The organism is Rothia sp. HMSC065D02 (assembly GCF_001815285.1).
Classification (GTDB): domain Bacteria; phylum Actinomycetota; class Actinomycetes; order Actinomycetales; family Micrococcaceae; genus Rothia; species Rothia dentocariosa.
In genome coordinates this window covers 57,140-68,676 of record NZ_KV820076.1, presented here as the reverse complement: position 1 = coordinate 68,676, position 11,537 = coordinate 57,140, and the positions used below count along the sequence as shown (strand labels likewise).

The 11,537-nt window shown below is 58.9% G+C and carries 5 protein-coding genes; 2 read left to right on the top strand and 3 right to left on the bottom strand.

Going from position 1 to position 11,537, the window contains the following annotated elements; genetic code table 11:
- From HMPREF3016_RS02765 to HMPREF3016_RS02755, 3 genes are all read right to left on the bottom strand, one after another.
- Positions 1-2,137: 1,4-beta-xylanase (locus HMPREF3016_RS02765; RefSeq protein ID WP_070740003.1), on the bottom strand; the 2,137-nt coding region annotated here is incomplete at its 3' end.
- Between the two features lie 170 nt (positions 2,138-2,307).
- The gene (locus HMPREF3016_RS02760; protein ID WP_246828431.1) at positions 2,308-4,260 is read right to left on the bottom strand and encodes a serine/threonine-protein kinase; all 1,953 of its coding nucleotides are present in this window, start codon (positions 4,258-4,260) and stop codon (positions 2,308-2,310) included.
- 251 nt (positions 4,261-4,511) lie between these two features.
- Positions 4,512-7,397: a choice-of-anchor M domain-containing protein gene (locus HMPREF3016_RS02755; RefSeq protein ID WP_246828430.1), complete on the bottom strand. Its 2,886-nt coding sequence runs from the start codon at positions 7,395-7,397 to the stop codon at positions 4,512-4,514.
- Between the two features lie 145 nt (positions 7,398-7,542).
- Here HMPREF3016_RS02755 and HMPREF3016_RS02750 point away from each other — a divergent pair, with 145 nt between their 5' ends.
- Both HMPREF3016_RS02750 and HMPREF3016_RS02745 read left to right on the top strand, forming a co-directional pair.
- A complete protein-coding gene (locus HMPREF3016_RS02750; RefSeq protein ID WP_070739997.1) occupies positions 7,543-9,813 on the top strand; it encodes a TIGR03773 family transporter-associated surface protein in 2,271 nt (756 codons plus the stop codon).
- Positions 9,803-11,479, top strand: a complete 1,677-nt coding sequence (locus HMPREF3016_RS02745) for an anchored repeat ABC transporter, substrate-binding protein (protein ID WP_070739994.1) — start codon at positions 9,803-9,805, stop codon at positions 11,477-11,479. Before HMPREF3016_RS02750 ends, HMPREF3016_RS02745 begins: the two co-directional genes overlap by 11 nt.
- Positions 11,480-11,537 lie beyond the last annotated feature (58 nt).

The window sequence follows — 11,537 nt, the reverse complement described above, 5'->3', positions numbered from 1 at the left end:
TGTTCCCGTTTTGGTTATTGTTCGGGGTGTTCTGGTTCTGACCGTTTTGATCGTTTTGACCGTTCTGGCCATTCTCAGTCGGGTCGTTCTGCGGGGTTACCTGCGCACCGCCCTGGCCATTCTGATCGTTCTGACCATTCTGGTTGTTATTGGGGGTGTTCTGGTTATTATCCTGATTACCCTGGTTTTGGTTGTTCTGGTTACCGTTGTTCCCGTTTTGGTTATTGTTCGGGGTGTTCTGATCGCCTTGGTTCTGGTTATTCTGATCGCGCTGCGGGGTTCTCGGGGTCTCACCGCAAGGCGTAGAAGTCAGGTAGGAGCGCAGGCGGTCTACTTCCTCTTGCGAGAGCTTGCCGCCGTTTTCTACCGAAAGCTTGCAGAGTTCGTTAGCGATATCTTCGTTCTGCTGGTCTATAGAGTTTGAGTTTCCGCTCACGTCGTTGCGCGCCGCCACGGCCTTGCTGTGCAGGCTGTTGAGCGCCTTAGTGAGCTCATCCGAGGTTTTCTTGAGCTCATCTACCGACCGGCGGCTAGACTTGAGCGATTCCGTGACGTCACCGTTCTGCTGGTGGTCTCGAATGGCTTTCTTGCCTTCATCACTCTGCAGGTACTTCGTCAGGTTGTCTACCTCGCCGCGCAGGGCACGGTAGTTCTTGTTGGCACCCTTGAGGTACTCAGGCTGCAGGTCATTCACAAGCTTCTCACCATTAGCGACGAGGCCAATCAGGCTTGCCTGTGAGGTGACCGAAGCACCGTACAGGGAACAGGTGACCGAAGAGCCGTCACGGCAGACCTCGGGGCTGGGGTTGTCCGGCCCGATGGTCTGGCGCAGCGAGTCCGCGAGGGCACGCTGGCAGTCGCCACTGGCATCGGCATAGTTGTTGAGAATCTGGGAAAGCTGCACGAGGTTGCCGTATACGCTCGATCCGCCTCCGGCTGCACCGCGATCGACGGTGCATGACCCGTTTTGATGCGAAACCGAGACATTCGGAACCTGCGAGGTATCACCCAGCAGGGTATCCATCGTGTTTACGGTGCTTTCCAGCTGGCTGATGAGCTGGTTCTTGTTGCCGTCGGCAGTCTTGGCAAGGTCATCCTTGAGGGACTGAATTTGCCCGTCAAGCTCCGCCATACGCTTGGTCAGGCTCTCGCTGTTAGCCTGGAGGTTTTTCGCGGCATCCTGACCCAGGGTGTCCGAGGTGTTGTCCAGGCTAGAGCGCAGTTCGTTCACCTGCGAGCTGGCGCTGGTAATCGTCGAATCGACGTTGTTCACCAAGTCGATAGTGCGCTGAAGCATCGCAACCTGGTTGGCGTCGTTCTTATTGAAGCTGTTGTTGAGCACGCTCTCACCCGAAAGGTCAGAGGCAAACCCCGGCTGAACCGCAATATCGAAATCGGGTGCCTTGAAGTCCTGCGCATTCACCTTCAGCGTGAACGATGTGCTCGCCCCGGAGGTCGGAGGCGCCAGGATCGCACCCCACTGCACGTTCGCCTTGCCGTCCCCGGTCGTACTAATCACGCCGTTGGTTGCGCTGTCGTCCGTCTTATCGCCGGAGGTAATGATCTGGTTGGATTTCACGTTATCGAGCGAAACCGACCCAGCCACCGTAAACGGAACACCGACGAGCGCCTGATTGGTGCGCTTGGTGCCGCCCGCATCGTAGCTTACCTCTTGGGACTTGAGCGTAAGGTTTTCGACGGTGACCTTAATAGTCAGCTCGCCGGAGTACCCGTTCAGGTCTTTCAGGTTTGTACCGGTGCCTTTGGAACTCTGGTACTGGGTGCTGACGCGCACCGGAACGTCGTTAATAACGTCCTTGACCTTGAAGTTGATGGTTTTGCTGGAGCTCTTGTGCTCTTGTTCATTGACATAGATATTATTGGTGTCAATAGCAGAAACGTTACCGTTGCTCGCAAGTTTAAGGTTCACGTTCTGCAGCACGTGCGTGGGGTTTTGCACCTGCTGTTCGCTCTGCTGGGTCGTCTGCCCGGGCGAGGTAGGATCACTATTCTGCTGGTCTGACGAGGAGCATGCCGCAAGGAGCAAACTGCCAATGACCCCGATGGTTAAAGGCACCCGCACACAGCGGCTCTTCCACGTCAGCCGTGACTCTGACGCGTCGAAGCGTGTAGACATATGGCACTCCGGAAGGTGGCTGATTTTATGGACAGTAATGTTGCATCGTATGTGTGTGGCGTTGAGTAAACCGTTCGAGGCAACTTAAAGGTATTCTACCGCGCCATGAGTAGAATGTGCGGGAAATATGCCAATCTTAACGCTCTGTCGCACGATCAACAGATGTTCAATTACCGTGATGTAATACTGAAAGCGTTACTTTGCAGATTTGTGAAGTTACCCACCTGAACGTTGAGCTTGCACTGGGGAGCAACCGATAGGGCCGTCACATTTTTCTGATCCGCTGAAATCGACAGGTGACCGGAGCATCCGTCTGTGAAGGCGATATCGCCCGTGTCCGGCGCCAGCGAGGTAATGGCCTGGGAGGGGGTGCCGGTCTGCGGCAGCTTCATGAGCGGGTTCAGGTCATCCTTGCCGCTGGGCCACACCGGCAGCAGGGTAACCGGTACCGCCGACTGGTTAACCACGCGGTTGGGCACCTGCACCTCAATCTTCTGGATGCGCTGAATGGGGTATGAAGCCGATTTCACGTCCGGGTCGCTAATGGCGGTCTGGGTTTTCTTGGTGATCTCGCCCAGCCATTTTTCGAGGCTCTTCTGATCGGGAATATCGATATCGACCTTGGCGCTCATGGTTACGGCTGAGTTCGCCGGAATCTTGAGGTTACTCACGTTCCAGGCGCATTTCGTATCCAGCCCGGTAATGGCGGCCTGATTTTTGCGGATCTCCTCGGCCTCACTCGCCTGGTTCCACGTGGTTTGCGGGCAGGAATCGGTGCTCAGTCCGGGAACAACCTGCAGAATATCGCCGTGCAGCCCGGATTTTTGCGTCGAGTACTCAAATTTCACGGTTGCCGTATGAGACGACGGGTCATAGTCGGCCTCCAGGCGGGTGCCTAAGCCGCTCGGCAGGGGCGAATTCGTGCCTGAGGATGCGGCCCAATGCTCTTTTGGCCCCTCTTGCTTCTTCTCACCGGAACTGTTAATAAAGACGAAAACACACGCGCAGATAAGCGCCAAAATACCTAATATCGACCCCCACACGAGCGGGCGTTTGAGCTGTGAGGCAACCGTTCTCGGCTGCTCATTCTCAAATTCTTCGTCGATTTCTTCCTCTTCGACAACCGGCGCCTCGGTCACTGGGCGGATAATCGTCTGATGCGAGGCTTCACCCAGTTCGGGCACCTGAGTACTGTAGTTATCCTGCGCGGCTTGAGCGGGTGCCTGCTCGCCGCCACGAATAACCGTGCGCTGACGACCACCGGTGCTCTGATTTTCTGAGGCACGTTCCTCATACTCGAACCGGTCAGCATCCTGGTATTTCTTGCGCAGAGCCCGAACCTGCGCCACAGCCTGCGCGGCCTGCGGGCGGTTCTTGGGCGATAGGCTCATAAGATTCTCAAGGACGGTGCGCACATCCTCGGGAAGGTGATCGCTGATCTGAACGGCAGAATCCGCATCCACCAGCGGAACGGCGCCGACCAGAAGCTCGTGCAGCATAACACCGGCGGAATAAATATCGGCTGAGGAATCCGAGCTTCCATAGGCTTTACGCTCGGGCGACATATAGGCGGGCGTACCGTAAAAACCCTGGTTCTCCGTCTGCCCCATGAGCGTGGCGATACCGAAGTCGGCAACCCGCACCTGCTCCACGAGGGCATCACCGTAATGCCCCGATAAAAGCACGTTGTCGGGCTTTATATCTAGATGCAGAACCCCGGCACGATGCGCGTATTCCAGCGCCAAAAGCACGCGCTCAACAATGCCGAAGGCCTCGCCGGGCAGCAGATTCTTCTGCTTCTGCAAAAACTCGCGCACGCTTCCGCCATGCTGGTATTCCATGACGATCGCCAGATTATCGCCCTCAACCACCATGTCTTCGATCGGCACGATGTACTGGTGATGCAGCTGCGAGAGCACGGTGCGTTCGCGCACAAACCGCTCAAGAAATTCGCTGTCTTTGTGGTACTCGGGCTTGAGGAATTTAGCAGCATACAGCGCCCATGAGCCTTTACGTGAGACCGCCCAGACGGTGCCGACCGTGCCGGAACCTACCGCACGAATGAGCGTGAAGGCGGATCCTAGCGGCGCTCCTTCGCGCATGCCGGTTATTGCATCGTCCACGGTTGCTCCTCACGCTCTAGTGCTCGGGTAGGTCTCACGGCTATACCTAGTGTAACCGGCGCATCCGCAAGATTCAGCCTTTTGCTCACGGTCAGCGGGGATTTTAAGAAGGTATAAGACGGGCAGCGCTCTTGGTGCTCTACCCGCCAAAACCCCTGCTCAACACGCTCTTAAACGGTTATGACCTCACCGTTTTCGCAAAAACGGTGAGGTCATAAGGCGTGATGCATGTTCGGTGTCTTACGCCGCGGCTACTTTTGCCGACGACGGATCACCAAAACGGCACCAGTGCCCAGAAGCGCAACGCCCGCGATTACCACGGGAATCACGGCAAATCCGGTATGCGCCAGCGCATTCGAGCCCGCGGATGCACCGCCTCCTGCGGCCCCTTGAACTACGCCGGATGCGCCCGAACCTGAACCGCTCGATACGCCGTTCCCTGACGATCCGGTGACCGTGCCGTTCTCTGTAGTTGTACCAGCCTGGGTACCCGCCCTATGAGCTGTTCCCGGGTTCGCCGCTTGCTCAGAACCTTGCGGGTTCGTGCCCTCTGTACCGTTCTGCGGGGCTGCCGAGGCATCCTGCGGTTCGGTCGGGTTGTGCGGATGCGCCGCATCCGCCGAGGCATCCGGAACGCGCACGGCACCCTGAGGGGTACCCACCCGTGCCAAGGAGTCTTGCCCGGTCTTCTGCCCGGAGGATGAACCGCCGTTTGCGCCCTTGCCCGGTTCTGGCGCTGCGGTAAAGGAGCATGCGTTGCTTGCCTCATTCCCGACGGCGACGGCAAGATGCTGGACTTTACTTGTGATCTCGGTACCGTCTTTGAGTTTTGCGGTGTACTGAACGTCAAACATGTAATGCCCAGGCTCGGTAAACACCCAGTTGGCGTGCGCGTGGGTTGCGTAGTCAATCGATATACTATGTTGATTTTTGGTCGAATCCAGCAGAACCTCGGGGCCGGTCAACGACTCAGTGAAGACACCGAATCGCGCGCCCTTCGGCATGCTGCGAGGAACAACGTGCAGGGTTACGCCGCCGTCGAGTCTGCTGTAGTCCACATCCTGGGTGCTGTACCCGGGCCAAGGCAGCCCGCGCATCTGGGTTTGCGGAAGCCCATAAAACGCGGTTCCGACCGGTCCAATAAAGTCGAGTTTGGGCGAGTTCATGTGCTCGTTGCGGCTGCGGCGGGCACGATCACTAACGGTCCACACCACGGTATCCAGCGGGCGCACCACCGAGTCCGCATCTATGAGTCCGCTATCGTCTTTGAGCCCCAGTTCCAGCCGGTTATCACGCAGTTGTGCTTGAAGGTCCAGGTGCCCGTCGCCGATTTTATAGCGGCCGTCGATCTTCCCCGCCTCGCAGGTTGGCATGGGGGCGGGCGCCTTCGGTGCGGGGTTTTGTGTGTTTTGTGCATCCCCATCTCGTGAGGGAGTCGGGCTTGCGCTCGGCTGTTCGGGAGCCGCCGGGGCGGGGGATGCACTGGGCGGCGCATCGTTGGTGCCGGGACCGCTCGGGTCAGCGGAGGGGCTTGGCTGGGGTTCCGGGGTGTGCGAGTCGCCCGGCTGCGGGTTTGCGGCGGGCGCATCCGCACCCAGCGTTCCCGTGGCGCTGTAATCGCCGCCGCGCTGATAATTCTGGGTGAGTTTCACCTGTGAAGTGCGGGCATTCATATCGGGATGCGGCAGCACTTTCACGATAAGCTCGCTGTTCTCAAAGTAGCTGTCTTCCCGGTAGGTGAAGCGCGCTACCCCGTTGTCGATCGTGGTTTCTATATCGAATTTGGGGTATTCGTAGTCGTTGGGGGCGTAGAACCCGCCCCGGATAAACCCGCGAACATTAGGGTCGGCGAAGGTCACCTCAAGCGTGCGGTACCCTTCCCGTGTGGAGGGCACGGTACGTACGGTGTAGTCGCCGCTGGCGGGGGTGTATTGGGCGGTGGGAAGCACGGTATTGCGCTCATCGGGCTCTTCAACGGGCCAGTCTCCGGTGCCGTCGTCGCTGTATACGCTCTCGGCATGCCCGGGTTCATAGGCGAGCTTATGCGAAATCCAGCGCGCGCCCTCGTTCCCGCTTGGGGTGAAGACAGCCTGCAGATGCGAGGATTCGCCGCCCATCATTTCGCTCCAGGTGGCGGTGCCGTTTTTTACCTCAAGGTCGGTGAGGAAATACCCGTTGTTGTACAGGGTGAGCGTTCCGCTGAGGTTTTTATCGGCTGCGGTGAAGGTGATGTCGCTGAGTTTATCGTCGGCATCCTTGTTCTTCGCGGGGTCGGGATCGAGCTTGTGGGGTGCCACGGAAAGCACGTATTTGGCGGAGTCCAGGTTCCCGACGGGTGCAGCATTGTAGCGCTCAATGGTCGGTACCGCGTTCGGGGTTCCGTCACCGAGAATGGGCTTACGCCCGCCCACCTGCCACACGAGTTTTTGCGGCGGGGATTGGATGATCGATCCGTCCGTGCCGCGCGCTACCGTGCGATAGGTCACCACATAACGCCCGGGTCGTGTGAAGGTTGTGGTGTTATGCGTGTGGCTTCCTTTGCTGAGCAGCCAGGAGTGCCACCCGGTACTCGTGCTCGAAAGGATGCGGTTCACATCCGCAGGACCTTCATCGGGATTGTAGCGAAAAAGCTCCATGCGGCCGGGACCTTCGACCGAGAGAATATCGGTCGCATAAATACCGTCGCGGAAGTTTTCAGTAGGGATTTTGACGGATGAACCCAGCCCTGCCCAGATGGGATCGTGATTACCCCAGGTCAGGGTGGGCGCCATGTAGAGAGTCTGCCCGGGTTCGCCCAGAAAACGCAGATTGGGTGAATCAGTGAGGGTCAGAGTGTATTGGGATGCACCATTGCGGCCATCCCATCCCTTCCCCACCCAGTTGACGGTCTTGTCGAGGTCATAGAGATCGGCACCGGTCTTATAGGGGTTTGCTTCGTTTTTGAGTGCGAAACCGCCGTTTTCCCAGTAGGTTTTCGGGGCATCAACATGGCCCTGAGTAGTAATAATGCGCCCGTCGTCGGGTCCCGCATGCGCGGGGAGCATAGGCGATGCGCCAGCGAGAGCCAGCAGAGCTACTGCGGAAATACGAGCAAGGGATGCACTCAGCGCACGACGATGTGTGTATTTCGTGTACATGACAACCTTTCTCATTTTGCATACACAGCCTATCACTAATTGAGAATAATTGTCATAATCAAAATAGATATGTATAGTGATTCTCATAATCACACGCACCGATGCGTCGTGAACTCACACACCACACCGTCGTTGGAGGAAAACTATGCGCAGATCCGCCCCGCAAACCCCGCCGCGAGAACAACGCAGCCACAAAACATTTACCATCATCGGAACCACCGCCCTGGGATGCACACTAGCTCTCTCCCCTGCCCTGCCCGCATTCAACACGGCACCGGCGGCGCTCGCACACGAAGAACATGGCGCAGGTGCAGCACAGGCAGAACCGCGCAGTTACACCGGGAATTACATCGTGCGCGGCGTGCACACCGAACTGCTCAACGCAGAGCTTCACAACGGAAAACTCGCCCTAAACTCCAAGGCCGAAACGCAGGATGGTGAAGGTCTTTTCAACCCCTCCACCACCGTTTTCAATCTGCCCGCCAACGATCAATCCCAAACCCGCGTAGCCGCCGGATACGATTTCATCGCCCCCGAAGGCACCCCCATCTGGTACATTCCGCAGAAGCATACCGATGGGCTTCTCTACCCTGGCTTCAGTGCCGAAAACATTCCGCAGGGCGCTCTGAAAAACAATAAAATCACGGTTGATCTCATCAAAAGCGAGGTTCCCGAAGGTGCACGCGCCGAGGTTTTTCAGGAGAATCTCTCCGGGGCATCGCGCATGTTCAGCACGGCGGATCGGCTAGCGCCCTACGAGCTTGAAGCGGGTTCTCATGTACATGCTGCGTGGGCGTTTACCGCCGCCGGAACCTACCGGTTCACTTTCCGCACGAGCGCCGAGCTCGCGGACGGCACGCAAGTTCACGCTGAGGCGACCTACACCGTTGTGGTGGGCGAAGTTCCGCAGGATATTTTCGAGCAGGGGCATCGGGCACAAAACCCGCAGGACTCCGCCGAATCAGCTGCCGCTCCGCCGCAGCGTGAGGAGGGCGGTGAGCAGGCGCATCGGGATGCCGCCCCGAATGAGCGCTCATCAGAGGAAGATCACGGCGCGGGTAATTCCCGCGCGCAGCATCAGGTGATCGAGCCCGCGCATCAGGAGTCGTCGAGTGTGGAAGCCGCCCCGGCTCAGCCTGAATCTTCAGCGGATGCGGCACCCAACCCCCAGATTGCAACGGGTGATGCCCCCGCGCCCGATGCACCCGCCCCGGCACCGCAACAAGCCGATCAGAATGCCGGCACACCGAACCGCACGGTTAACGGGTCAAACGCCCAAAATGTTACCGCGCCGACCGTCCGGGGTGCGGGTTCTGGCGGTTCAGGGGCTTCGGGCAATACCGCGCCGTCTTCGGGTTCTCGCGGCGGGTCTTATCCCGGAACCGAATCCGAGAAGTGCATTCCGACCGAGGTCGTCGTTAAGGATTCCGTGCAGTCACGAAGCACCCAAAGCCCGGCGAATATTCCCGGCACTCTGCCGATGGTAACGACTGCGGATCATGCCGCGGCGGATCGCGCTACCGAGGGGCATTTTGACGTTGGCCCGGTCTTGAACGGTTCCACGCTGAGTTCTGCCGTCAAAGACGATCGGTTCAGCCCGCCCAAACATGTGTCACCCGGCTCTTTAGAATTCGTCCTCGGCGATGCTGCGAAGCTGAAATTCCCGGCGGGCATGGAAGATATTGCCTCCGCGGGAAGTACCGTGCACATGATTGGGGCAACCCAGCAGGCGGGCGTGCCGTGGCTGGGGTGGAGTACCCAGGATCCCGAACTTCTCAAAAAGGCCGATGGACCGGTCACCATGAGCTTGAAGGGATTCGACGGCCCCGGCTCAATGTCGGTGTTCCTCTCGGGCAACTTCGGATCCGCCGGTCAGAAAGTCTTCGATTCCCGCGGCGGCTCATTTCAGGTTCCACTGAATACGCACCAACACAGCAACTGGGTGTTTACCGCTGAGGGCCGCTACCGGGTGACGATCGGTTGGCAGGTGCATCTGAAGAACGGGCAGACCGTCGAGAGCACATCGACCCTGAACTTTACGGTGGGCAATGCCGATAATCCGGCGAACCCCGCGCCCGCGCACCATGAGAAGAACGCGCCTGAGAACGCCGAAAATTCGACCACTCATAAACCTGCCGAACAGCAATCCCAGCGGGGCGCCGTGGATGCGGCCAGCGGTATTGTGACGAAGCCGGACGGCACGAAGGTACGCATTGTCGGCAAGACCGCCTCGGGCAAGGACTGCGCCCTCACCAACCAGGAGCTTAAGGATGCGCAGCAGGCCGCTGCCGCCGGGAAGCTCGCCAACACCGGGGCCGGGTTTAATCCGTTTATGGTCAGCACCTCTGTGCTTGCCGTCGCGCTGGGAGGCATGATCGTATACACTGTGCGCCGCCGCAAACGTCATGAGCTCTAGAGGTTCACGCCGTCAGTCTTGCACACCGCAGCGCTCACTCGAAGTTCCGCTCAGCCGCCGCGCTTTCCTGGGTTTTCTGCCTGTCTGCGCGGCGTTAAGCGCCTGCACTGCACAGAATACGTCCTCAGGTTTTGATGCCGACGGACGTCTTCAGGTGGTGGCGACAACCCCGATTTTGGCGGATGTGGCGCGTGCTGTTGGCGGCGAGCGTGCGCGGGTACACGCCCTCATTCCCAATGGCGCAGACCCGCATTCCTATGAGCCGAGCCTGCGGGATGTGCGCGATGTCGCCTACGCGCGGCTGGCGTTCACCAACGGTCTGCTGCTGGAACAGCGCAAAATGGTGGCGATGGTGAGCTCTAACCTGCCGCAGGGTTCGGCGCAGGTTGCGGTTGCCGAGAGGATTGAGCAGTACGGCGGCAAGCTTGAACCCGTGGTAGAGGATGCCTCGCTGGATTCTATCTGGTTGGGGCTGCGCGTTGAGGGCGCCGAGTCCTTGGGCGCATCCGCCAGCCATTCCGCTGAGTCGCCCTCAGATTCGGATGCTTCGGTCGCGTTTTCGGTTACCCGTGTGAAGGGTCCCGGGCAGGTTGCGGCGTTTATTACACAGACCTTCGGCGCGGTCGAGATGATGTGCGATTCTCAGGCGCGCGGCACGCAAGAATCCACGCAGGATGGTATGAGGGTGCGTACCGGCGATATGGGGTCGCTGGAGCTTCCGCTGCAGGCGCATACGCATCTTTCGTGGGCTTTTGCAGATGCCGGTGTGTACGAACTTGATGTTCTGGCAACGCCCCGCAACGCACCCGAGGGGGTGCGGCAGGCGCAGGGAACACTGCACGTTGTGGTGGGTGAAGACCCTGCCGAGGCCGCTTCTCGTCTGGGCGCAAATACGACTGTTTTAGCATCTGGACATGCGGATATAGCCGTTCAGGCATATACGGGACGGCTTGTGATTCGCACCGATAGCGGCGGGAAAGTCACCGAACACGACCTGGCTCGCACGATCATTGCGGTTCCTTCGCGCACTCTGCAGGAGGTTCCTGCGGGCGGCCAGTACGGGTTCTTGAGGGGGTCTTCGCGCGAGCATCGGGGGCAGGTGTATTTGCTGGCGCAGGCGGTGCTCGGCAAACATGTGCACGGCGAGATAGACCCGCATATATGGCATTCGGTGCCAAATATGAAGGCGGCCGCGCAGGTCATGCGTGATGCTCTCGCCGAGGCTGACCCGCCCGGAACCAGCCTGTACACGGCGAATACCGAGCGTGTTATGCGCGAGCTCGATGAGCTGGACTGGGAGATTCGCGGCATCTATGCGTCTTTGCCCGAGGCCTCGAAAAACCTGATTACCACCCATGACGGGTACCGCTATCTGGCGAGTACTTATGGGCTGACGGTGGCGGGGTTCGTAACGCCGGTGGCGGGCAGTGAGCCGAGCATCCAACAGCGGCAGCGGCTGCAGCGCACTATCAGGGATTTGCGTGTACCGGCTATATTCCTTGATCGGAATACTCGCACGCGAAGCCCAGTTTTGCGGGAGGTCGCCCATGAAAACGGGGTTCAGGTGGGTACCTTATATTCCGATTCGCTCGATGATGAGGCACCCCATTATGCGGATATGATGCGTGCCAACGCACATACTATCCAGCGAGCGGTTGGGCGGTGAAGTCGTATTCTCGTCCATAGCCACATATGCATATACATCCATCAACGTTGAGGAAGAA

What these genes read in the sequence shown, in the direction of transcription:
- HMPREF3016_RS02755 (WP_246828430.1), bottom strand. Translation starts at nt 7,397, where the DNA reads ATGTACACGAAATACACACATCGTCGTGCGCTGAGTGCATCCCTTGCT.
- HMPREF3016_RS02750 (WP_070739997.1), top strand. Translation starts at nt 7,543, where the DNA reads ATGCGCAGATCCGCCCCGCAAACCCCGCCGCGAGAACAACGCAGCCAC.
- HMPREF3016_RS02745 (WP_070739994.1), top strand. Translation starts at nt 9,803, where the DNA reads ATGAGCTCTAGAGGTTCACGCCGTCAGTCTTGCACACCGCAGCGCTCA.